The organism is Sinorhizobium meliloti (genome assembly GCF_017876815.1).
Taxonomy (GTDB): domain Bacteria; phylum Pseudomonadota; class Alphaproteobacteria; order Rhizobiales; family Rhizobiaceae; genus Sinorhizobium; species Sinorhizobium meliloti.
Genome location: NZ_JAGIOS010000001.1, coordinates 1,623,731 through 1,645,467, shown reverse-complemented (window position 1 = coordinate 1,645,467; position 21,737 = coordinate 1,623,731). Strand labels below are relative to the sequence as shown.

The following is a 21,737-nucleotide window of genomic DNA, read 5'->3' as shown; positions in this document are numbered from 1 at the left end:
ACACTTCGATCGGCACCGAAGCATCGCCGTGGCTCCGGACACTAGGAATGGTCCGATGAACAACGATTCACAAGGACCACATTCATGGACAGGCCACGTCTCGCTCTCGAACTGCTTCTGCTTGTCGCCCTCGCAACGCTCTGGGGCGCCTCCTACACCTTCATCAAGATCGGCGTCGAAACCATTCCCCCGGTTACGCTGATCGCCGCGCGAACGCTGATTGCCGGCACGGTTCTTCTGGCGCTGATCGCGTGGCGCGGCCTGACATTGCCGCGCGACGGGGCGATGTGGCGGCGGTTCCTGTTCCAGGCCTGCTTGAACAGCGTCGTTCCCTTCACCCTGATCGCCTGGTCGGAGCGCACGACCGATGCCGGCGTCGCGGCCATCCTCAACTCCACGACGCCGATCTTCGCCTTTCTCCTGACGGCGCTGATCACCCGGCACGAGCCAGTTACCGCCCGCAAGTTCCTGGGCGTCCTTGCAGGCATCGCCGGAATCGGGCTGATCATCGGTCTTGAGGCCTTCCGCGGCATCGGAGATCAGCTCATCCCGCAGCTTGCGGTTGTTCTTGCGACGGTCTGCTATGCCGGCGCGGCGATATTCGGGAAGGGCTTCAGGGGGCTCGATCCGATGATGCCCGCTTGCGGATCGCTTCTCGCGGGTGCGGCCCTGCTCATCCCGGCGAGCCTCGTCGTCGATCGACCCTGGACGCTCGATCCCTCGCCGGAATCGCTGATTGCGCTCCTCTGCCTGTCCGTCTTCTCGACCGCGCTCGCCTTCGTCATCTATTTCCGCCTGATCCACACGCTCGGTTCCGTCGGCGCGACGGCACAGGCCTATGTGCGCGTGCCGATCGGCGTTGCGATCGGAGTGGTATTTCTCGGGGAAACGCTTTCGACCACTGCATGGCTCGGCCTCGGCTGCGTCATCGCCGGCGTCGCCGCCATGACCATGCCTACGCGGCCCAGGGTTGCCACTGTCGGAGGGTAATTTCGCTCAGTCCTTGCGCTTCCGGCAATAGAGCTCCAGCCGGTGGCGCACCAGGTCATAGCCGAGTTCGGCAGCGATCTCCGCCTGCAGCTGCTCGATCTTGTCGGAGCGGAACTCGATCACCGCACCCGTTTCGATATCGATCAGGTGATCGTGGTGGGGCGCATCCGCCGTCTCGAAGCGGGCAGTCGCGTTCTCGAAGGCATGCCGCTGCACCACCCCTTGCTGCTCCAGTGCGGAAAGAGTCCGATAGACGGTCGAGAGCGACACGGTCGCGTCGATTTCCTTCGCGCGCCGGTGAAGTTCGCTGGCATCCGGGTGGTCTTCGGCCTCGGCCAGGATCTTCAGAATCGCGGCGCGTTGGCGCGTCACGCGGACGCCGCCTTCCCGCAGGATTCCTTCCAGTTCCTCGATCCGATTCTTGCTCTGGCTCATCCCGCGACACTAGCCAAGGGGACACCTTTTGGAAATAGCTAGTTGCAAATGCTTCTCATTTGCATTGACTTATGCAGACCATTCGCCTACCCATATTATGGTTCGCAAAGAGGAGAGCCGGATGATCCATCCAACGAGGCGCATGATCGTGGCGGCAGCAGCGGCGATGGCTGCTCTATCGCTCATGCCGGCGGCGGCCCGGGCGGCGGAAAAGCTCAAGGCCGTCACCACCTTCACGGTCATCGCCGATATGGCGCAGAACGTCGCGGGCGATGCCGCGGTGGTCGAATCGATCACCAAGCCGGGCGCCGAGATCCACAATTACCAGCCGACGCCCCGCGATATCCTCAAGGCGCATGATGCCGACCTCATTCTGTGGAACGGGCTGAACCTCGAGCTCTGGTTCGAAAGGTTCTTCCAGAACTTCGACGGCGTTCCCGGCGTCGTCGTCTCCGAAGGCGTCGAGCCGATGGGCATCGCCGAGGGGCCCTATACCGGCAAACCCAACCCGCATGCCTGGATGTCGCCTTCGGCCGCGCTGATCTATGTCGACAATATCCGCGACGCCTTCGTGCAACACGATCCCCCGAATGCCGAGGTCTACAAGGCAAATGCCGAGGCCTACAAGAAGAAGATCGAGGCGGCGGTCGCACCCATCCGCACCGAGCTCGAAAGGATACCGGCGGAAAGGCGATGGCTCGTTTCGAGCGAGGGCGCATTCAGCTATCTCGCCCGCGATTTCGGCATGAAGGAGCTTTATCTTTGGCCGATCAATGCCGACCAGCAAGGCACGCCGCAGCAGGTGCGCAAGGTGATCGACGTGGTTCGGGCCAATCGGATACCCGTAGTCTTTTCCGAAAGCACCATTTCGCCCGACCCCGCCGAGCAGGTCGCGCGGGAGACGGGTGCAAAATACGGGGGCGTGCTCTATGTCGACTCCTTGAGCGAGGCCGACGGCCCCGTTCCGACCTATATCGATCTGCTGCGCGTTACATCGGAAACGATCGCGAAAGGCTTGTCGCAATGAACCTTCAGGAAAAGGCCCGCGCCTATCCGGGAGCAGCTCCGCAAGAGGAGGATGGCGGCATTCGCGTCAGCGGCGCTACGGTGACCTACCGCAACGGCCACCGGGCGCTGCGCGACGCCTCCTTCGAAATCCCGACGGGCACCATCGCGGCCCTTGTCGGCGTCAACGGCAGCGGCAAGTCGACGCTGTTCAAAGCTATCATGGGCTTCGTCCGGCTGGCCAAGGGCGACATTTCGATCCTGGGCCTCACCGTGCCGCAGGCACTGAGACAGAACCTCGTCGCCTATGTCCCGCAGGCCGAAGAGGTCGACTGGAATTTTCCCGTCCTCGTCGAAGACGTGGTGATGATGGGCCGTTACGGCCATATGAACATGCTGCGCATCCCGAAAAAGGCCGATCACGAGGCGGTCGAGACGGCGCTGGCGCGGGTCGGCATGAGCGAGTTCCGCAAGCGCCAGATCGGCGAGCTTTCCGGCGGTCAGAAGAAGCGGGTCTTCCTGGCCCGGGCGCTTGCCCAGAACGGCCGCGTCATCCTGCTCGACGAGCCTTTCACCGGGGTCGACGTGAAAACGGAGGACGCGATCATCCGCCTGCTCGTCGCGCTTCGCGAAGAAGGCCGTGTGATGCTCGTCTCCACCCATAATCTCGGAAGCGTGCCGGAATTCTGCGACCGCACCATCCTTCTGAAAAATACGGTGCTCGCCTACGGTCCCACGGAAACCACCTTCACCCGCGAAAACCTGGAGCTCGCCTTCGGGGGCGTCCTGCGTCACTTCGTGCTCGGCGGAGAGAACCTCCATGACGATGCCGATCCACGCCAGCTCTCGGTCATCAGCGACGACGAGCGTCCGCTCGTCATGTATGGCGCCCGCGACCGCATGGTTGCGCAGCCGGCCAAACCGGAATCGGAATCCGAGGCGGACTCCGAATGATCGCCACGCTCATCGAGCCGTTCGCCTATAGCTACATGGTGAATGCCATGTGGGTAAGCGCGCTGGTGGGCGCGGTCTGCGCGTTTCTTTCGGCCTATCTCATGCTGAAGGGCTGGTCGCTGATCGGCGATGCGCTCTCCCACTCGATCGTGCCGGGCGTCGCCGGGGCCTATATGCTCGGGCTTCCCTTCTCGCTCGGCGCCTTCTTTTCCGGTGCCCTTGCCGCCGGTGCCATGCTGTTCCTCAACCAGCGCACGCGGCTGAAGGAGGACACGATCATCGGTTTGATCTTCACCTCCTTCTTCGGCCTCGGCCTGTTCATGGTCTCTCTGTCGCCGACCTCGGTGAACATTCAGACGATCGTGCTCGGCAATATCCTCGCCATCACCCCGGCCGACACGTTGCAGCTCGCCATCATCGGCGTCGTCTCACTCATGATCCTGTCCGCCAAGTGGAAGGACCTGATGGTGACCTTCTTCGACGAAAGCCACGCCCGCTCCATCGGCATCAACACCACCTTTCTGAAGGTGCTCTTCTTCACGCTGCTCTCGGCCTCGACGGTGGCGGCGCTGCAGACGGTCGGCGCCTTCCTGGTCGTCGCCATGGTCGTCACCCCCGGCGCGACCGCCTATCTCCTGACCGACCGTTTTCCGCGGCTGATCGTGATCAGCATCGCGATCGGGGCCCTGACGAGCTTCGTCGGCGCCTATGCGAGCTACTTCCTCGACGGCGCAACCGGCGGCATCATCATCGTGCTGCAGACCGCGATCTTCCTGTTCGCCTTCGTACTTGCCCCGAAACACGGGCTGCTCGCCGCCCGCCGCCGCGCATCCGAGGCTCTGGAGACCGCATGATGCCTTCGCTCGACATGCTCCTTGCCGTCTTCGAGTTCGAGTTCATGCGCAATGCGCTGCTGATCTCGGTCCTGGTTGCGATTCCGACGGCGATGCTCTCCTGCTTCCTGGTCCTCAAGGGCTGGTCGCTGATGGGCGACGCGATCTCGCATGCGGTCTTCCCCGGCGTCGTCGTTTCCTACATCGTCGGCCTGCCGCTCGCCGTCGGCGCCTTTACGGCCGGCATGTGCTGCGCGCTTCTGACCGGCTACCTGAAGGAAAACAGCCGCATCAAGCAGGACACGGTGATGGGCGTCGTCTTTTCCGGCATGTTCGGCCTTGGCCTTGTGCTCTACACCAAGATCCAGAGCGACGTGCATCTCGATCACATCCTTTTCGGCGACATGCTAGGCATCGGCTGGGGCGACATTCTGGAGACGGGCCTCATCGCGCTTTTCGCCGCCGGCATTCTCGGCTTGAAATGGCGCGACCTGCTGCTCCACGCCTTCGATCCGGCTCAGGCGCGCGCCATCGGTCTGAGGGTCGGCTGGCTGCATTACGGACTGCTCGCGATCCTGTCGCTGACGATCGTCGGTGCGCTCAAGGCGGTCGGGCTGATCCTGGCCATCGCCATGCTCATTGCCCCCGGCGCGATCGCCTATCTCGTCACGCGGACATTCGGCGCCATGCTGGCGGTCGCGGTGATGGTCGCCGTCGCCGCCTCCTTCTGCGGCGTCTATCTCTCCTTCTTCATCGACAGCGCACCGGCACCCACCATCGTCCTTCTGATGACGGCGATGTTCCTGCTCGCCTTCGCCTATTCCACCTGGAAGATTGCGCGTGCCGAGGCGCAGCGGACAAGCGTGGAATAGACGTAAGCCCCCTCCCCAACCCCTCCCCACAAGGGCCACAAGGGGGAGGGGCTCCCTTGCGGCACCCACAGTTTAAGCCCCTCCTCCCCCTTGTGGGGAGGGGTTGGGGAGGGGCCTCGCTCAGGAGTTTGGACGCCGGCGCCATGATCCCTTATGGTGCGCCACGACTGAAGGTTTGGAGCGGTCCGGTGTAATGCCGTGATCTCCGTGGCGGAGCAACGACGCAAGATGGAGAGGAAACAGCAAGGCCGTTCCGGCATCGCTTTCTTCTTCGTCGCCGTGGGGCTCATCTTCACGGCGATCGCCGCGACCGTGCTCCTGGCCAACGAGCAGCGCCACCTGAAGCAGCTGCTTGCCGGTCTGGGGTTCGCGATGACGCCGCCGCAAACGGAGCGGCCGCCGGAGGCTGCCCGCGGTCCACGTAAAAAGCCCGAACCGCCAAAGGCACTCCTGCCCGCCCACATCTTCGCGGATCTTGCAACGCCGGAACAGCAATTCATCCGTCAGATCCGCAGCGACCCGAGGGCACTTTGCGAGGGACTGAGGGAGGCCGGCTTCCGCGACCTCGAATGGAAATCCGCCGAGAGCGGCCGCTGGGAATGCTCATCGCTCGTTCCCTTTGCCCGCCCCGGCCAGGAACCGAGCTCTTCCATCTTCATCCTGGTCAAGGGCCGTGGCGAGGAGGAGATCACCTCCTTCCGCGTTAAACTCAATATCGAGCACAGCGGGGACACGCCGGTCGTCACCAGCGCTGCTGCGAAGGCGGCATCCGTCTTCTTGAGCGAGGTCCGCTGGGCGGGGGGCGCAAGCATCACTCTCAAGATCCAGGCCCTGCAGGAATTCGATCTCAAGCGCTTCGGCAGTCGTATCCAGTTCAAACGGGAGATGGGGGACACGCCCCGCTACAACTTCCTTGCCAATCAGGCCGCACGCGCGCGGCCGAAGAGCATCGCCGAGCTCTATTTCGACCGCGAAAAATGGCTGATCCCGGGCGACGGAGCGAGCGTTTCCTTTATCCGGGGCCCGAGCGCCTGGGCGCGGCCCGATGCTCGGGCAGAACCGCAGGCGGCAGCGCGGCAGCCTGCCGGCCGGGGCGCAATCCCGGACCATTGATGCGAACCTGACTATCAGCGGTCGATGCGCGTCGAAAGGATGATCGACGACAGGGTCTTTTCGACACCCTCGATTTCGCCGATGCGGTCGATCAACAGGTCCAGCTCGCTGATCGAAGCCGCAGCGACGACCGCGATCAGGTCGAAGCTGCCGCTGACCGAGTGCAGCATGCGGATTTCGCGGATGGCGGCGAGCTCGGGCGTGACCCGGCTCAGCGCCCGCGGTGCGATCGTGATCAGAACATGCGCGCGCACGAGGCCCTTCTCATAGTTTTCCGAGAGGCGCACGCCATAGCCCGCTATCACCCCCTCGCGCTCCAGCCGCTCGATGCGCGCCTGCACGGTGGTGCGCGACAGGCCCAGCCGGCGGGCGATCGTCGCCGTCGGCATGCGGGCGTTCTCGCGCAGTATGGCGAGGAGTTCGCGGTCCTTGTCCGTCACATGCATATCGTCGACCTGTATCGGCATAATGCCGAATATAGACCGACGATTTATCCATATCGACGCTTCAAATCAATATACGGCCGCGGGACAATGCTGGTGAAAGAGGCTCATACCCCGGGGATACAAAATGAAAGACATCGTCGTCATCGGTGCCGGCAAGATCGGCTCCACCATCGCGCGCATGCTGGCCCATAGCGGCGACTACCGCGTCTGCGTCGCCGATCGCAGCGCCGAGCAGTTGCAGCAGGTCGAGAAGCACGACGCCGTCTCGACCGCGGTCGTCGACATCGCCGACAGAAAGGCGCTTGTAGCCCTGCTCTCCGGCAAATTCGCCGTGCTCAGCGCCGCGCCGTTCCATCTGACGGTGGCGATCGCCGAAGCCGCAGCCGAGGCGGAAATCCACTATCTCGACCTGACGGAAGACGTCGAATCGACCCGGCAGGTCAAGGCGATCGCCGCTGAGGCCAGGACCGCCTTCATTCCGCAGTGCGGCCTTGCACCGGGCTTCATTTCCATCGTCGCCAACGACCTCAGCCGGCATTTCGATACGCTCGAAAGCGTGCGCATGCGCGTCGGCGCCCTGCCGCAATACCCGTCGAATGCTTTGAACTACAATCTCACCTGGAGCACCGACGGCGTCATCAACGAATATATCGAGCCCTGCGAGGCGATCGTCGAAGGTTCGCTGATCGAAGTTCCCGCCATGGAAGAGCGCGAGGAGTTTTCGCTCGACGGCGTCACCTACGAGGCCTTCAACACCTCCGGCGGCCTCGGCACGCTTTGCGAGACGCTGAAAGGCAAGGTTCGGACGCTCAATTACAAGACGATCCGTTATCCCGGCCATGCCGCGATCTTCAAGGCGCTCCTGAACGACCTCGGCCTGCGTCATCGCCGCGAGGTGCTGAAGGACATCCTCGAAAACGCCCTGCCGACGACCACCCAGGACGTGGTCGTGATCTTCGTTACCGTTTCGGGCTTCCGCGAAGGCCGCCTGGTGCAGGAGACCTACGCCAACAAGGTCTATAGCGGCGTCGTTGCAGGACGCATGCAGAGCGGCATCCAGATCACCACCGCCGGCAGCATCTGCGCCGTTCTCGACATGCTCGCGGAAGGCAAGATCCCTACCAAGGGCTTCGTCCGCCAGGAAGACATCGCGCTCGACACCTTCCTCGCCAACCGCTTCGGCCACTACTACGCCCAGAAGCACGAGACGGAACGCGCGGCGAGCTGAGCCCGAGTTCAGTTGTTTATCGAAATGCCCGGACCTCGTCCGGGCATTTTTCATTCCTGCTTGAAGCGCCCCCTCATCCGCCTGCCGGCACCTTCTCGTCCCAAGCGGGGCGAAGGAGACTCGCGGCGCCGTCCTGTTCTCTTTCCGTCGAAGCGAGCAGCTGCAAACCTGATAGGGCTGGGAGTTCGCGGCTTGCCCCTTCTCCCCGCCTGCGGGGAGAAGGTCGCGGCAGCGGGATGAGGGGCGGCAATGGACGGAGAGAGGGATATTCAGCGCAAGTAGACCGATATCCGGAGACGAAAAACCCCGCTCGAGGCGGGGTTCGTTAGGCATTATCCCTTATCGGGATGTCCCTTTCAGGCCGGGATCACGATCTCCCCGAGCTTCGTAAGTTCGGCGATGAATTGTTCCAGACGGGTCTTCTTCTCATCGCCGGCGCCTTCGAGTTCGGCGCGTGCCGCTTCGATGCGGTTCTCGAGAACCGTGGGATCCAGCTCGTCGACATGGACGGCGGATTCGGCCAAAAGCGTGCAGCCGGAAGGCAGGATGTCGGCAAAGCCGCCGAAGACGGCGTAACGTTCTGTCTTGCCGGCAGCCGTCTTCACCGCGACGACGCCCGGCTTGATGGTCGTCATGGTCGGCGCGTGATTGGCCATCACGGTCATCTCGCCCTCGGTCGCCGGAATGACGACTTCGGTCACCTTCTCCGAGACAAGCAGACGCTCGGGGGAAACAAGCTCAAAATTGAAACTTTCGGCCATGACCATTCACTTCTGGTGAGCGCGCCGCTGGTCGGCGGGCTGTGCACGTTCTCCGCCATCATTTGCCGCGGCGGGATGAAAGCCGTGGCGCGAAAACTCCGCGCCACGGTTCCTGATGCAGATCAGGCGGCTTCGGCAGCCAGCTTCTTGGCCTTCTCGACGGCTTCCTCGATGGAACCGACCATGTAGAAGGCGGCTTCCGGCAGGTGGTCGTACTCGCCGTTGACGAGGCCCTTGAAGCCCTTGATCGTGTCTTCGAGCGCAACCAGCTTGCCCGGCGAGCCGGTGAAGACTTCGGCGACGAAGAACGGCTGCGACAGGAAACGCTCGATCTTGCGGGCGCGGGCGACGGCGATCTTGTCCTCTTCGGAAAGCTCGTCCATGCCCAGGATCGCGATGATGTCCTGCAGGGCCTTGTAGCGCTGCAGGGTCGACTGCACCTTGCGCGACACTTCGTAATGCTCTTCGCCGACGATCATCGGGTCCAGCATGCGCGAGGTCGAGTCGAGCGGATCCACGGCCGGGTAGATGCCCTTTTCGGCGATCGAGCGCGACAGAACCGTCGTCGCATCGAGGTGCGCGAACGAGGTCGCCGGTGCCGGGTCGGTCAAATCGTCGGCCGGAACGTAAATCGCCTGAACCGAGGTGATCGAGCCCTTGGTCGTGGTGGTGATGCGCTCCTGCATCTGGCCCATGTCGGTTGCCAGCGTCGGCTGATAGCCCACGGCCGAAGGAATACGGCCGAGCAGAGCCGACACTTCCGAGCCTGCCTGGGTGAAGCGGAAGATGTTGTCGACGAAGAAGAGAACGTCCTGGCCTTCGTCACGGAACTGTTCGGCGACCGTCAGGCCGGTCAGCGCGACGCGTGCGCGGGCGCCCGGCGGCTCGTTCATCTGGCCGTAGACGAGCGCGGCCTTGGAACCTTCGCCGCCGCCATGCTTGTTCACGCCGGACTCGATCATTTCGTGATAGAGGTCGTTGCCTTCGCGGGTCCGTTCACCGACGCCTGCGAAGACGGAGTAACCGCCGTGCGCCTTGGCGACGTTGTTGATCAGTTCCATGATCAGCACGGTCTTGCCGACGCCCGCGCCGCCGAAGAGGCCGATCTTGCCGCCCTTCGCATAGGGAGCGAGCAGGTCGACGACCTTGATGCCGGTGACGAGAATCTGCGCTTCCGTCGACTGGTCCACATAGGCCGGCGCTTCCTGGTGGATGGCGCGGCGGGCGGAAGTCTTCAGCGGGCCGGCTTCGTCGACCGGCTCGCCGATGACGTTCATGATGCGGCCGAGCGTTTCCTTGCCGACCGGAACCGCGATCGGGCCGCCCGTGTCGGCGACCTTCTGGCCGCGAACGAGACCTTCGGTCGAGTCCATGGCGATCGTGCGGACGGAGTTTTCGCCGAGATGCTGCGCAACTTCGAGAACGAGGCGGTTGCCGTTGTTGTCGGTTTCCAGCGCGTTCAGGATCTGCGGGAGCTGGCCTTCTTCGAATGCGACGTCGACGACGGCGCCGATGACCTGCGTCACGCGGCCGACAGCACCCGTAGCCGCAACGACTGTCTTGGCGGAAGCTGCCTTCTTCGGAGCAGCCGGCTTCTTCGCCGCTGCGGTTTCTTTCGGGGTAGCTGCCTTAGCCATAATTCTTACCCTCTTCTCGTAACCTTAGAGCGCTTCCGCGCCAGAGATGATTTCAATGAGTTCCTTGGTGATCTGCGCCTGCCGCTGACGGTTGTAGCTGAGCGTCAGCTTGTCGATCATCTCACCCGCATTGCGCGTCGCATTGTCCATGGCACTCATCTTCGCGCCCATTTCACCCGCGACGTTCTCGAGCAGGGCCCGGAAGATCTGCACGGAGATATTGCGCGGAATGAGATCGCTCAGGATCGCTCCGGCTTCCGGCTCGTATTCGTAGATCGCCGATGCGCCCTCGCCTTCGGCAGCGGCCACTTCGCCGGCCGATGCCGGGATGAGCTGCTGGGCGGTCGGGATCTGCGAAATGACGGACTTGAACTCGGAATAGAACAGGGTGCAGACGTCGAACTCGCCCTTGTCGAAGAGCTCGATGACCTTGTGGCCGATCCGGTCCGCGTTCTCAAAACCGATCTTCTTGACCTCACGCAGGTCGACACGGTCGATGATCAGCGACGCGAAGTCGCGCCGAAGCATATCGAAGCCCTTCTTCCCGACGCAGATGATCTTGACCGTCTTGCCCTGGGCCAGAAGCTTGCGCACATGGTCGCGGGCGAAGCGGGCGATCTGCGAGTTGAAGCCGCCGCAAAGGCCGCGCTCGGCCGTGCACACGATCACCAGGTGCGTGTCGTCCCTGCCGGTTCCCGTCATCAGCCGCGGCGCGCTGTCGTCCGCACCGACCGCCTGGGCGATATTGGCGAGAACGGCAGCCATGCGCTGCGAATAGGGCCGGGCGGCCTCGGCCGCCTCCTGCGCACGCCGAAGTTTCGCCGCGGCGACCATCTTCATCGCCTTGGTGATCTTCTGCGTCGCCTTGACGGAGGCGATCCGGTTCTTCAGATCCTTAAGTGAAGGCATCCGTTGTCCGTCCTAGTTGAGGTCCGCTCAGGCGAAGGATTTGGCGAAGCTGTCGATTGCGCCCTTCAGCTTGGCCTTGGTGTCGTCCGAGATAGCCTTTTCCGTACGGATGGTATCCAGAACGGCCTTGCCTTCCGAACGCAGGTAGGAAAGGAGACCGTGCTCGAACTTGCCGACGTCGCTGACCGGCAGCTTGTCGAGATAGCCGTTGACGCCGGCGAAGATGACCGCGACCTGCTCTTCCGTCTTCAGCGGCGAGAACTGCGGCTGCTTCAGGAGTTCGGTCAGGCGGGCACCGCGGTTGAGCAGACGCTGCGTCGCGGCATCGAGGTCCGAGCCGAACTGTGCGAAGGCCGCCATTTCGCGGTACTGGGCGAGCTCGCCCTTGATCGAACCGGCGACCTGCTTCATCGCCTTGATCTGGGCGGAGGAGCCGACGCGCGAAACCGACAGACCGACGTTAACGGCCGGGCGGATACCCTGGTAGAACAGGTCGGTTTCAAGGAAGATCTGGCCGTCGGTGATCGAGATCACGTTGGTCGGAATGAACGCGGACACGTCGTTGCCCTGCGTCTCGATGACCGGCAGAGCCGTCAGCGAGCCGGCACCACGCTCGTCGGAGAGCTTGGCGGCGCGTTCCAGGAGGCGCGAATGCAGGTAGAAGACGTCCCCCGGATAGGCTTCACGGCCCGGCGGACGGCGCAGCAGCAGCGACATCTGACGGTAGGCGACGGCCTGCTTGGAAAGGTCGTCATAGCCGATCAGGGCGTGCTTGCCGTTGTCGCGGAAATATTCGCCCATCGCGCAGCCGGCGAAGGGAGCCAGATACTGCATCGGCGCCGGGTCGGAAGCGGTGGCAGCGACGATGATCGAGTACTGCAGCGCGCCGCGCTCTTCGAGCACCTTGACGAACTGGGCAACGGTCGAGCGCTTCTGGCCGATAGCGACATAGACGCAATAGAGCTTATCCCCTTCCGGGCCATTGTCGTGAATGGCTTTCTGGTTGAGGATCGTATCGAGAATGATCGCGGTCTTGCCGGTCTGGCGGTCGCCGATGACGAGCTCGCGCTGACCGCGGCCGACCGGGATGAGGGCGTCGATGGCCTTGAGGCCGGTCGACATCGGCTCATGAACCGACTTGCGCGGAATGATGCCGGGCGCCTTGACGTCGACGCGGGCGCGCTGCTTGGCATTGATCGGGCCCTTGCCGTCGATCGGATTGCCGAGCGCGTCCACGACGCGGCCGAGCAGCTCCGGACCTACGGGAACGTCCACGATGGCGCCGGTCCGCTTGACCGTGTCGCCTTCCTTGATGTCCCGGTCCGAGCCGAAGATAACCACACCGACATTGTCGGCTTCGAGGTTCAGCGCCATGCCGCGAATTCCGCCCGGGAATTCGACCATCTCGCCTGCCTGGACGTTGTCGAGGCCGTAGACGCGGGCGATACCGTCACCGACGGAAAGCACCTGGCCGACTTCGGAAACTTCCGCTTCCTGGCCGAAATTTTTGATCTGATCTTTAAGAATTGCGGAAATTTCCGCGGCGCGGATATCCATCAGCCGACCTCTTTCAGTGCAAGCTTAAGGGTAGAGAGTTTGGTGCGAAGGGAGGTGTCAATCTGGCGGGACCCGACCTTGACGATCAGACCTCCAAGAATAGACGGGTCGACGGTGACGTTTACCGCCACGTCTTTGCCGGTGACGCCTTTCAGCGCCGCCTTCAATTCGATTTCCTGCGCCAGCGTCAGCGCATGTGCCGACGTGACGTCGGCGGTAATTTCGCCCTTGTGGCGGGCAGCGAGCAGACGGAACGCCTTGATGATGCCCGGCAGCACGAAGAGGCGGCGATTGCGCGCGACGACCTTCAGGAAGTTGCCGACCAACCCGGAGAAGCCGAACTTCTCGACGAGGGCGGAAATCGCCTTGAACTGGTCGTCGGCGGAAAAGACCGGGCTTACGATCAGCCGCTTCAGATCGTCGCTGCCGTCGATCAGCGCCTGGATGCGCGTCAGATCGGCACCGACCGCTTCGATCGACCCGGCGTCAAGGGCAAGCTCGAAAAGCGAGGAGGCATATCTTTCTGCAACACCGGAAATGAGCTGGGATGTGTCTGCCACGGGCACAAGCTTCTCTCAAAATCATCCAGGAATGTCAGGACCGGCGAACCGTCGACCTAACATCTTGAATTTGCTGCAATAACTCGCAGGATATCGAGGCCGGTCGACCCACTTCCCCCGCAGTTCGCGGTTCGTCTAGCATAGGATGTTTGGACTCGCAACACGCCAACGGCAGGAATGCGGCATTACCCGGCCGGTTCGGCCGAATTTTGCCGTAAATAGTGTCGCAGGCCCTTGTCGGCGGTCAGATCAGCCCGAAAACATAGGCGAGCGGCAGGATCGCGAGCGCCGCCTGGACCAGGAGCGCGAGCCAGTTGAAGAGGGTCGCGCCGTTGTCGCTCATGATCGACAGGATGCGACCGAACGCCGCGAGCGCGAAAGCCGCGCCGACGGCGAGATAGACCATCGGCTGGGCAAGCAGGATGGCGCCGAGGCCCAGGCCCAGATGCATGCCGCCCATGGTGGAGCGGGCCTCCGCCAGTCCTCCCCGCCGCCCCTCGGCGATGCCGATCCCGGCGGCACGAAAGGTCAGGCGCGGCGCAAAGAGCATGACGAGCCCGATCAGCGCCGCGAGCGCGGCCGCACAAAAGGCCAGCAGCTCCCCGGTTTCCGTCGGTATGTAGAACTCCATCGCCGTCCCCGCCCGTTGCTGTGGACCCTCCGCCGCGCGCCGATCCGACGCAGTGCGTGGAAGAGGTCTAGCCTATGTCCTTCCGGATGTGAATCGGTCGAAGGACGAAGTTCCGGCAGTGATCACAAAAAACTCTGCGGATCGATGTCGAGCTGGACGCTGACCGATCCGCGCTCCTTGGGGCCGGCGGCGATCATAGCCCGGACGAAGGACTGCATGTCGCTGTTGCGCCGCCCGTGGACGAGAAGCCGGAAGCGATGCCGGCCGCGGATAAGCGCGAGCGGCGCTTCCGCCGGTCCGAGGATCGCGATGCCGTCGACGCGCGGCGCGGCATTGCGCAGTCCGCGGGCGTGGCCCTCGGCATCGCCGCGCGTATCGGCCGAAACGATGACCGAGGCGAGCCGGCCGAAAGGAGGCAGCACCGCCCTTTCCCGCTCATGGATCTCGCGTTCGTAGAAAGCGTCGGAATCGCCGGACACGATCGCCTGCATGACCGGATGCTGCGGCTGATAGGTCTGCAGAAGGCCGAGGCTTTTGAGTCCCGTCCGTCCGGCACGTCCCGTCACCTGGGAAAGGAGCTGGAACGTCCGTTCCGCAGCGCGCGGGTCGCCATTGGCAAGACCCAGATCCGCATCGACGATGCCGACCAGGGTCATGTTCGGGAAGTTGTGCCCCTTGGCGACGAGTTGCGTGCCGATGACGATGTCCGCCTCCCCGCGGGCGATTGCCTCGAGCTCCAGCCGCAGCCGCTTGACCCCCATCAGATCGGAGGAGAGCACGATGGTGCGCGCGTCGGGAAAGTGCCGCTCGACCTCTTCGGCGATGCGCTCGACCCCGGGGCCGCAGGCAACGAGATGATCGAGCGTGCCGCATTCCGGGCAGGCTTCCGGAGTCCGTTCAGAGTAGCCGCAGTGATGGCACTGGATCTGGCCGCGGAAGCGGTGCTCGACCAGCCAGCTCGAGCAATCCGGGCATTGGAAGCGATGGCCGCATACGCGGCAGAGCGTCAGCGGTGCGTAGCCGCGCCGGTTCAGGAACAGGAGCGCCTGCTCGCGCCGGCCGATCGTCTTGCCGATCTGGTTCACGAGCACCGGCGAGAGAAAGCCGCCGCGTTCCGGCGGATGGCGGCGCATGTCGACTATGCCGAGATCGGGGAGCGCCGCATCGCCGAAGCGGGTGGGCAGATGGATCGGCCGGTAACGCCCCACCTCGCCGTTCACCCGGCTCTCCACCGAAGGCGTGGCGGAGACGAGCACGACCGGAAAGTTGCCGATCCGCCCGCGCACCACGGCCATATCGCGCGCATTATAGAAGACACGGTCCTCCTGCTTGTAGGCGGGGTCGTGCTCCTCGTCGACGATGATGAGGCCGAGATCCTCGAAAGGCAGGAACAGCGCCGAGCGGGCACCGGCGACGACGCGCACCTGGCCCGTCGTCACCTGCCGCCAGACCTTTTCCCGCATGCGCGGCGCGAGATCGGAGTGCCACTCCGCGGGCTTCGCGCCGAAGCGGTCCTGGAAGCGTTCGAGGAAGCTTGCGGTCAGCGCGATCTCCGGCAGCAGGATCAGGACCTGCTTGCCGGCGCGCAACGTCGCCGCTATCGCCTCGAAATAGACCTCCGTCTTGCCGGAACCGGTGATGCCGTCGATCAGCGATACCGAGAATTTCCGCTCCTCGACAGCCGCCAGAAGATCCGCAGCCGCCTGCTTCTGGGGGCCTTCGAGGCGCGGCGCGGCGAAAGCTGGATCCGGCGCGGCGACGACGGGCGGCGGCGGCATGAAGACGGTTTCGAACACGCCCTGCGACGTCAGGCCGTCGATGACGCTGGACGAGACCCCGGCGGCATGGGCAAGCCCCGAGCGGGTCCAGGAAAGCCCGTCGCTCGCCGTGGCGAGGACGCGCTCGCGCGCCGCAGTCATCCGTTCCGGCCGCATCTCGGTCAGGCGCAGGGCTTCCACCATCGGCTCCGGATCGAAGGCGGTCGGCGCCCGGAGCGCCATCCGGACGACGAGGCCAGGCGGCGTCAGCGTATAGGCGGCCACCCAATCGAGAAAGGCGCGCATGTCCGGGCCGAGCGGCGGGCAGTCGAAGACCTTCTCGATCTGCTTCAGCTTCTTCGGATCGACGCCGCCGTCGTCTTCGCCGTCCCAGACGACGCCGACGACGAAACGGGGGCCGAGCGGCACCTGCACGATCGATCCCGGCTCGACCGCCATGCCGTCGGGCACCGCGTAGGAATAGGCCCTCGGCGCCGGCATGGGCACCAGGACGGGCACCACCCGGCGGTCGAGTACGGGGCCGAATAAATCGGTTGAATCAAGAGTCATTTTGCCGTGACCTTGCCACCGCTTTCAGTTAAAGAAAACTCGCAGCGAACCGCTGCCTTGCAGAAAGCAGGGTTTGTCACGGTTCCAACCGAGTTTCAACGCGCGCGATATCCGCCATGGAATTTCCTGCTGCGGAGATGCGCCCGAAACGGCTGAGTGCCAAAGGAAGACTCCGATGAAATTTTTCGTTGATACCGCCGATGTGAAGGACATCCGGGAACTGAACGATCTCGGCCTGCTCGACGGCGTCACCACCAATCCGTCATTGATCCTGAAGGCGGGCCGCGACATCGTCGAGGTTACCAAGGAAATCTGCTCGATCGTCGAAGGACCGGTGTCGGCCGAAGTGACCGCGACCGAATACAGCGCGATGATGAAGGAAGCGGCCGCACTTTCGAAGATCGCCGACAACATCTGCATCAAGCTGCCGCTGACGCTCGACGGCCTCAAGGCTTGCAAGGCGCTGACCTCGGACGGCCACCAGACCAACGTGACGCTGTGCTTCTCGGCAAACCAGGCGCTGCTCGCCGCCAAGGCCGGCGCGACCTTCGTCTCGCCCTTCATCGGCCGCCTCGACGATATCGCCGTCGACGGCATGGACCTGATCCGCGAAATCCGCCAGATCTTCGACAATTACGGCTACGAGACCGAGATCCTTGCCGCCTCGGTGCGCACGGTCAACCACGTGAAGGAAGCCGCCCTCATCGGCGCCGACGTCGTCACCGCGCCGCCGGCAACGCTGAAGGCCTTGGTCAAGCACCCGCTGACCGACAAGGGCCTCGAAATGTTCCTCGCCGATTGGGCCAAGACCGGCCAGAAGATCGCCTGACTTTAATGGCATGGAGTGGAAGGGGCCTCGCAGCGATGCGGGGCCCTTTCGTTTCGCCCGTTTGCTGACCGTGAAGGCCCTCATTCCAGCCGATGTTCGAGAAATCCGCGATAGAGGCCAATCACTGCCTCGAAGTGGTCATGGTAGAGCAACTGCCCGGCACTGGGCAGCGTTACGACCGGAACGCCGCCCAGCGATTGCGCCAGGGCGCGCACGTCAGTGGCGGAGTGTATGAAATCCTGCGCACCGTGAAGAAAGATCGTACGGCAGCCCGGTGCCGGGAAACCGCTCCAGTCGGGTAAGGCTTGATGATAGAAGTCGTGCTTGATCGATTGCACCGACGAGGTGAAGAACTTGCGCAGCCGTTCGCCGCCGAAGGGCGCTCCATATTCGGCACCGATGATGGCCACATCGGCCAGATTGGGTCGATAAACGCTTAAGAGCAGCTGTTTCAGCGTTTCCGGCCGACGGATGCGCCGCACATAGAAATCCATGAGCCGTGAGTAGACGTGCCATTGGTTCATCGAGAGAGTGAACAGGCCGGACCGCAGCCGCCCCGCCGTGGTACGCGATGTCGTCGGCTTCACGGTGGCGCCCACGAAAGCCAAGGAAGCAACGCGATCGGGATGACGGCGGGCATATTCCAATCCATAGGCCGTTCCGCTGATGCAGGCCATGATATCTGCCTGCTCGCCGCAGAAATGCCTGCGAGCGAGATCAATCCCCTCACAGGCGTGGTCGAGATGAGCGGAGACTCCCAGTGCAACCGTTTCCTGCGACATCGCGCCATGGCGCAATGGGACGATCAGGCGCAGGGCGAGGGTATCGAGCGCCCCGAGATCCCCGTTCCTGAAGTCAGGCAGAACCATGGGATGCAGCATCACGACGGGCCGCCCACCGATCGGCCCTATCTCCACGAAGCGATGGCTCCGACCGGCCCGGCTGCGCAGGCGCAAGGTCCGCGCTCCGGGCGCGAACTCCCGCAGCAGATCGTCGAAGTAGTCGTCCTGCGATACGCCCGTACCGGAAAACGAAGCAATCTCGAGGAAGACGCGCGAGAGCGCCCTGCCGGCGATCTCCGCCTGCGAACCGCCGCCAAGCTTGCGGGCGAGAGACTTGAACTGCGAGCGCTTCGTCTCATGGCTGACACCATCGAGAGTCGCGGCCGCGGCCAGGTTGAAACCGCAGACAAGTTGCTTCAGGAGGCGTTGCTCCGAAGGGTAGAGCGTCAGGCCACCGGTAACCTCGCCCGCGGCATCGAAAAGGGTTGAATCCCTCAAGACGATGAGGCGGGCAGGACGTTCGCTGCCGCCGGGCACGAACAGCGCCAGGCCATCGTCGAGAAGAATCCCGCCGCGCAGTTCCCCTTGCCGGTTCAGCGCATGGGTGAGGTCCCGCCACAGCGCGCTGTGCCGGTCTGCCTGTTTCAGCGGATGCGGAACGCGGCCGGTAAGCTGGCAATCGATGATCTGCCATGCCCCGGCCGGATCGCCCGGATCGCTCCGCCCGGACCCCACGCTCTTCAGGAAGGAACCGGTCAGCCCATCCTGCAGCGTACCCAATGCATGCGCCAGTGCTTCCGTCAGTTCTTCCGATGCCGCGTCGTCCACTTCGCCCCTCCCGTGTCTGCCAACCCATAGGCCCGGCAACAAAATCAAGCACTCACCCATTTGGGTGATTGCCTCAACAGGACCCGCCCGTAAGGTCCGTATAGCTAAGTTTCTCTCCAGAGAGAACAAATTAGCCCGGTAGAAACACCAAAGTGCAATTTCGGCATGCGTCGATCGGAAAGGGCATTCTCTATTGCAGTTTGGCCTCCTTTATTGGAGGTAATACTACAGGAATAGGCAACACATTGAGGGGCATTGGAATGACTTCTTCGGTTACAGTCAGATTTTCGGTTTTGTTGGCAGCGTCACTGGCACTGGCCGGCTGCGGAGGAGGCTCCGGCGGTCCAGGCGGTCCAGGCGGTTCAGGCGTTCCAGGCGGGACGACCAACTTCACGAAGTTTCCGCTCGAAACGGGCAAGACCACGACTTTAAAAGGAAACGGCCGGGAAGCCACCGTTACGAAAAGCGGTGCCGTCTCCGCGTTTGGCGCTTCCGCTCCTTTGGAAGCGGAGTTGGCGAGGGACGCGACGAGTGGCGACATCAGCTCGACTACCTTGAAGACGGCGACCACGACGAAAACCTGGGACCACACCAATTCCGAGCTCGCCTATTCCCAAAACGGAAAGCTTGTGATCGCCAGCGCCGAGGACGACAGCGGCAGCATCGGTTTCGCCGATCCGGAAAAGAACGGGTTCGCCTATCAGACCTATGGCGGCTGGGTCGACGAAAAGGGCGGCCGTTTGGGGGCCTTCAGCCTCGGCAGCGAAACGGCCAAGGCGGATGTTCCCACCAGTTCAACCGCGACGTTCAAAGGAACGGCGGGCGGCATCTACGTCGACACGGTCGGCTATGACGTCATGAGCGCGGACGCCGCATTGGATGTCGACTTCGGCGACAATACGGCCAGGTTCAGGACCAACAACACCAGGCTCGAAGCGGGCGGCACGGCTGCCAACCTCGACATGTCCGGCAAGCTCGATATCGCAGCCGGCGGTCTCTCCGGCAACATCGCTACTGCCGACCAGTCGATGTCCGGCACGGTAGACGGCCGCTTCTACGGATCGGGCGCTCAAGAAGTCGGCGGCACCTTCGACTTGAAGGGAAACAACGCGACGATGGTTGGCGGCTACGGCACCGTCAAGCAGCCATGATTCGCATCGGGTTCATGGCCGGGATGCTCATCGCAGGCGTGGCTACGAACTCGGTCGCCGCCACGCCTGCCGAGATCGACGCCAGGTTCAAGCAAGCCCTGGCCGAAGCCGGCGCCGGTCGGCCGGACAGCGCGATACGAAGCCTCCGCCTCCTTGTAACTGAGACGGCGGCACCCCGTATCAAACTCGAACTGGCGCGGTTACTCCTGCGCACCGGCGACAATGCCGGTGCGCTTGCATTGTTTCGGCAGGTCTATCTGGAAAAAGCCACGCCACAAAAGGTTCGGCGCAACATTCTTCCCTTTATCGAGCAGGCTGAACTGCGCGTGCTGCGCATCCGTTATGGCGCCAGAATCATTACGGACAGCAACCCGTCCAAGGTTGGCGAGGGCGGCACGGTCTATTTCAACGGCATTCCGCTGGAGTATCAACCGCCGGCCCGGAAAGAAGTTTCCTACGGGATAGAACCGTGGTTTTCCGCCGAGAAACTCTGGCAGAACGGTTACCTGACAAAGCTCCAACTGTCGGCGAGGCTCTTCGAGGACGACGACCTGCGAGCGGGCCATCTTCAGCTTGCAGTCGGCAAGCAGATCACGATCCTGCCCGGCCTCTTCGTCCAAGCGAACCTCGATACCGGCATCGCCCGGCCGAACTCCTATGTGCTGCCCACCATCGAATCGTGGAAACGCTTCCGGCTTTCCGACACGGCGGGTGCCGGGCTTGGCGGCCAGGCCGGATACATGTTTTCGCGAGAGGCCGACGTCTCCGGACCATTCCGCCGAGCCTATGTTTTCGGGGACTGGACATTCCAGCCAAACGCGACCGTGTTCGGCAAGTTGTCGGCAGAAACGCTCAACAGTCGGAACGATTACTACAGCTATGTTTCGACAAAGGTCGATTTCGGCATCAATTTCAGTGTCGCCGACATACAGCTGACGCCGCAAGTGAGCTGGAAGCAAACGCGTTTCGCCGAATACAGCCCCTTCTGGGGCAACCGGCGTAGAGATGCAACGGTAAGGCCCGAGATAGCCTTGTCGGCCGAACGGCTGGAGTGGAACGGTATCCGCCCGGAGGTGAGCGTCTTCTATGAGAAGCGCAGCAGTAATGTCGGCATCTACGATTATGATCAGTTTGGCGGCTATGTGAATTTGCGCAAGCTTTTCTGACGGCGTCCGCACGGCGGATGAAGGGGCGTCCTTATTCGTCTTCCTCGTCGATCATGCCGGTAAGCCGCATACCCTCGATCCAGGTGGCCCCGTCCCTGCGGATCACCCGGCGGGGCCGGACGCCGCACCGCTCCTGAACGAGTGCCGCCAGTCTTTCGGAATGGGTGACGATCCATATCTGGCTTTCGCGCGCGGCGCTGGCGACCATGGCGGCCAGGGCCGGCAGCATATCGGGATGAAGACTGGTCTCCGGTTCGTTCAGCGCGATGAACCTGGGACGGCGATAGGATAAAAGCGCAGCCGCCAGCGCCAGGAAGCGCATCTGCCCGTCCGAAAGCTCGCGGGGCGAAAACAACCGGTGCGGAAAGTCAGGAAAGACCAAGGAGAAATCGGCGTATTGACCAGGTTCAGGAACCGCGAGACGGGCGCCTGCAAAGGCGTCGGCAATCGCGCGATCGAGATCGACCGTATCCTGTCTCGTGTGCCGAAGCGTCGCGAAGACGGCGGCCATGTTGAAGCCGGTCTCGTCCAGCAGCGGCGCGGTGATCGCGAGACAGGGCATTCGCAGCGGCGATTCGCGGTCGGTGCGAAAGCCGTGAAAGAACCGCCATTGGTCGACCGCCCGGCGGAAGTCCCCGATCTCCGGATAGTGGCCGGCATCGCCGAGCAACGAAATGGCCGTTTCCGATGTCATCGCCTGTTCCGGATAGTCCACCATCCGGC

Annotated in this window: 20 protein-coding genes and 1 pseudogene; 10 read left to right on the top strand and 11 right to left on the bottom strand. The window is 63.2% G+C overall.

The genetic code is table 11. The features are described from left to right. Positions 1 to 84 precede the first annotated feature (84 nt). Positions 85 to 990, top strand: coding sequence for a DMT family transporter (locus tag JOH52_RS07755; protein WP_010970359.1), 906 nt, complete (start codon positions 85 to 87; stop codon positions 988 to 990). A 6-nt stretch (positions 991 to 996) separates the two neighbouring features. Here JOH52_RS07755 and JOH52_RS07750 read toward each other — a convergent pair whose 3' ends face one another. Beyond that, positions 997 to 1,425 (bottom strand): Fur family transcriptional regulator, encoded by a 429-nt coding sequence (locus JOH52_RS07750; RefSeq protein WP_003530317.1) that lies wholly within the window; start codon positions 1,423 to 1,425, stop codon positions 997 to 999. A 121-nt stretch (positions 1,426 to 1,546) separates the two neighbouring features. Here JOH52_RS07750 and JOH52_RS07745 point away from each other — a divergent pair, with 121 nt between their 5' ends. From JOH52_RS07745 to JOH52_RS07725, 5 genes are all read left to right on the top strand, one after another. Further along, positions 1,547 to 2,452, top strand: coding sequence for a metal ABC transporter substrate-binding protein (locus JOH52_RS07745; protein ID WP_010970360.1), 906 nt, complete (start codon positions 1,547 to 1,549; stop codon positions 2,450 to 2,452). Further along, a complete protein-coding gene (locus tag JOH52_RS07740; protein WP_010970361.1) occupies positions 2,449 to 3,384 on the top strand; it encodes a manganese/iron ABC transporter ATP-binding protein in 936 nt (311 codons plus the stop codon). Before JOH52_RS07745 ends, JOH52_RS07740 begins: the two co-directional genes overlap by 4 nt. Next, a complete protein-coding gene (locus JOH52_RS07735) occupies positions 3,381 to 4,238 on the top strand; it encodes a metal ABC transporter permease (protein WP_010970362.1) in 858 nt (285 codons plus the stop codon). The genes JOH52_RS07740 and JOH52_RS07735 overlap by 4 nt, the downstream gene beginning before the upstream one ends. Continuing rightward, positions 4,235 to 5,089, top strand: a complete 855-nt coding sequence (locus tag JOH52_RS07730) for a metal ABC transporter permease (RefSeq protein ID WP_010970363.1) — start codon at positions 4,235 to 4,237, stop codon at positions 5,087 to 5,089. The genes JOH52_RS07735 and JOH52_RS07730 overlap by 4 nt, the downstream gene beginning before the upstream one ends. 228 nt (positions 5,090 to 5,317) lie before the next feature. After that, complete coding sequence (locus JOH52_RS07725; protein ID WP_010970364.1) at positions 5,318 to 6,202, top strand: DUF6030 family protein; 885 nt, start codon at positions 5,318 to 5,320, stop codon at positions 6,200 to 6,202. Positions 6,203 to 6,216: 14 nt separating this feature from the next. Here JOH52_RS07725 and JOH52_RS07720 read toward each other — a convergent pair whose 3' ends face one another. Then, positions 6,217 to 6,669 (bottom strand): Lrp/AsnC family transcriptional regulator, encoded by a 453-nt coding sequence (locus JOH52_RS07720; protein ID WP_107010542.1) that lies wholly within the window; start codon positions 6,667 to 6,669, stop codon positions 6,217 to 6,219. A gap of 103 nt (positions 6,670 to 6,772) precedes the next feature. On the opposite strand from JOH52_RS07720, the gene JOH52_RS07715 reads away from it, so the two are divergent. Then, positions 6,773 to 7,876 (top strand): saccharopine dehydrogenase family protein, encoded by a 1,104-nt coding sequence (locus JOH52_RS07715; RefSeq protein WP_010970366.1) that lies wholly within the window; start codon positions 6,773 to 6,775, stop codon positions 7,874 to 7,876. Positions 7,877 to 8,232: 356 nt separating this feature from the next. Here the strand turns inward: JOH52_RS07715 and JOH52_RS07710 are convergent, their stop codons facing one another. From JOH52_RS07710 to JOH52_RS07680, 7 genes are all read right to left on the bottom strand, one after another. Further along, positions 8,233 to 8,637 carry a F0F1 ATP synthase subunit epsilon gene (locus JOH52_RS07710; RefSeq protein WP_003530304.1) on the bottom strand — a complete coding sequence of 135 codons (405 nt, stop codon included), beginning with the start codon at positions 8,635 to 8,637 and terminating at the stop codon, positions 8,233 to 8,235. 122 nt (positions 8,638 to 8,759) lie between these two features. Continuing rightward, positions 8,760 to 10,274, bottom strand: a complete 1,515-nt coding sequence (atpD, locus tag JOH52_RS07705; RefSeq protein WP_003530302.1) for a F0F1 ATP synthase subunit beta — start codon at positions 10,272 to 10,274, stop codon at positions 8,760 to 8,762. 24 nt (positions 10,275 to 10,298) lie between these two features. Then, on the bottom strand, positions 10,299 to 11,183 hold the full coding sequence (locus JOH52_RS07700; RefSeq protein WP_003530300.1) for a F0F1 ATP synthase subunit gamma: 885 nt from the start codon (positions 11,181 to 11,183) through the stop codon (positions 10,299 to 10,301). 27 nt (positions 11,184 to 11,210) lie between these two features. Then, positions 11,211 to 12,740, bottom strand: a complete 1,530-nt coding sequence (gene atpA / locus JOH52_RS07695; protein ID WP_003530298.1) for a F0F1 ATP synthase subunit alpha — start codon at positions 12,738 to 12,740, stop codon at positions 11,211 to 11,213. After that, on the bottom strand, positions 12,740 to 13,306 hold the full coding sequence (locus tag JOH52_RS07690) for a F0F1 ATP synthase subunit delta (protein ID WP_010970368.1): 567 nt from the start codon (positions 13,304 to 13,306) through the stop codon (positions 12,740 to 12,742). The genes atpA and JOH52_RS07690 overlap by 1 nt, the downstream gene beginning before the upstream one ends. A gap of 238 nt (positions 13,307 to 13,544) precedes the next feature. Then, entirely contained in the window at positions 13,545 to 13,931 is a 387-nt protein-coding gene (locus JOH52_RS07685; protein WP_003530294.1) for an AGROH133_08824 family phage infection protein, read from the bottom strand. Between the two features lie 122 nt (positions 13,932 to 14,053). Beyond that, positions 14,054 to 16,258, bottom strand: a complete 2,205-nt coding sequence (locus JOH52_RS07680; protein WP_010970369.1) for a primosomal protein N' — start codon at positions 16,256 to 16,258, stop codon at positions 14,054 to 14,056. A 175-nt stretch (positions 16,259 to 16,433) separates the two neighbouring features. On the opposite strand from JOH52_RS07680, the gene fsa reads away from it, so the two are divergent. Then, positions 16,434 to 17,087 carry a fructose-6-phosphate aldolase gene (gene fsa / locus JOH52_RS07675; RefSeq protein ID WP_003530290.1) on the top strand — a complete coding sequence of 218 codons (654 nt, stop codon included), beginning with the start codon at positions 16,434 to 16,436 and terminating at the stop codon, positions 17,085 to 17,087. Positions 17,088 to 17,167: 80 nt separating this feature from the next. On the opposite strand, the gene JOH52_RS07670 is transcribed toward fsa, so the two are convergent. Beyond that, a complete protein-coding gene (locus tag JOH52_RS07670) occupies positions 17,168 to 18,697 on the bottom strand; it encodes a bifunctional helix-turn-helix transcriptional regulator/alpha/beta hydrolase (protein WP_010970370.1) in 1,530 nt (509 codons plus the stop codon). A gap of 260 nt (positions 18,698 to 18,957) precedes the next feature. On the opposite strand from JOH52_RS07670, the gene JOH52_RS07665 reads away from it, so the two are divergent. Together JOH52_RS07665 and JOH52_RS07660 are read left to right on the top strand one after the other, a co-directional pair. Continuing rightward, positions 18,958 to 19,848, top strand: a complete 891-nt coding sequence (locus tag JOH52_RS07665; protein ID WP_013844898.1) for a transferrin-binding protein-like solute binding protein — start codon at positions 18,958 to 18,960, stop codon at positions 19,846 to 19,848. After that, complete coding sequence (locus JOH52_RS07660) at positions 19,845 to 21,014, top strand: surface lipoprotein assembly modifier (RefSeq protein ID WP_010970372.1); 1,170 nt, start codon at positions 19,845 to 19,847, stop codon at positions 21,012 to 21,014. Before JOH52_RS07665 ends, JOH52_RS07660 begins: the two co-directional genes overlap by 4 nt. 31 nt (positions 21,015 to 21,045) lie before the next feature. Here JOH52_RS07660 and JOH52_RS36475 read toward each other — a convergent pair. Next, positions 21,046 to 21,357: pseudogene (locus tag JOH52_RS36475) on the bottom strand (AAA family ATPase); the annotation flags it as partial. Positions 21,358 to 21,737: the final 380 nt, after the last annotated feature.

Coding starts and splice junctions, on each gene's coding strand:
- JOH52_RS07755 (WP_010970359.1), top strand. CDS start 85: ATGGACAGGCCACGTCTCGCTCTCGAACTGCTTCTGCTTGTCGCCCTC.
- JOH52_RS07750 (WP_003530317.1), bottom strand. CDS start 1,425: ATGAGCCAGAGCAAGAATCGGATCGAGGAACTGGAAGGAATCCTGCGG.
- JOH52_RS07745 (WP_010970360.1), top strand. CDS start 1,547: ATGATCCATCCAACGAGGCGCATGATCGTGGCGGCAGCAGCGGCGATG.
- JOH52_RS07740 (WP_010970361.1), top strand. CDS start 2,449: ATGAACCTTCAGGAAAAGGCCCGCGCCTATCCGGGAGCAGCTCCGCAA.
- JOH52_RS07735 (WP_010970362.1), top strand. CDS start 3,381: ATGATCGCCACGCTCATCGAGCCGTTCGCCTATAGCTACATGGTGAAT.
- JOH52_RS07730 (WP_010970363.1), top strand. CDS start 4,235: ATGATGCCTTCGCTCGACATGCTCCTTGCCGTCTTCGAGTTCGAGTTC.
- JOH52_RS07725 (WP_010970364.1), top strand. CDS start 5,318: ATGGAGAGGAAACAGCAAGGCCGTTCCGGCATCGCTTTCTTCTTCGTC.
- JOH52_RS07720 (WP_107010542.1), bottom strand. CDS start 6,669: ATGCCGATACAGGTCGACGATATGCATGTGACGGACAAGGACCGCGAA.
- JOH52_RS07715 (WP_010970366.1), top strand. CDS start 6,773: ATGAAAGACATCGTCGTCATCGGTGCCGGCAAGATCGGCTCCACCATC.
- JOH52_RS07710 (WP_003530304.1), bottom strand. CDS start 8,637: ATGGCCGAAAGTTTCAATTTTGAGCTTGTTTCCCCCGAGCGTCTGCTT.
- atpD (WP_003530302.1), bottom strand. CDS start 10,274: ATGGCTAAGGCAGCTACCCCGAAAGAAACCGCAGCGGCGAAGAAGCCG.
- JOH52_RS07700 (WP_003530300.1), bottom strand. CDS start 11,183: ATGCCTTCACTTAAGGATCTGAAGAACCGGATCGCCTCCGTCAAGGCG.
- atpA (WP_003530298.1), bottom strand. CDS start 12,740: ATGGATATCCGCGCCGCGGAAATTTCCGCAATTCTTAAAGATCAGATC.
- JOH52_RS07685 (WP_003530294.1), bottom strand. CDS start 13,931: ATGGAGTTCTACATACCGACGGAAACCGGGGAGCTGCTGGCCTTTTGT.
- JOH52_RS07680 (WP_010970369.1), bottom strand. CDS start 16,258: ATGACTCTTGATTCAACCGATTTATTCGGCCCCGTACTCGACCGCCGG.
- fsa (WP_003530290.1), top strand. CDS start 16,434: ATGAAATTTTTCGTTGATACCGCCGATGTGAAGGACATCCGGGAACTG.
- JOH52_RS07665 (WP_013844898.1), top strand. CDS start 18,958: ATGACTTCTTCGGTTACAGTCAGATTTTCGGTTTTGTTGGCAGCGTCA.
- JOH52_RS07660 (WP_010970372.1), top strand. CDS start 19,845: ATGATTCGCATCGGGTTCATGGCCGGGATGCTCATCGCAGGCGTGGCT.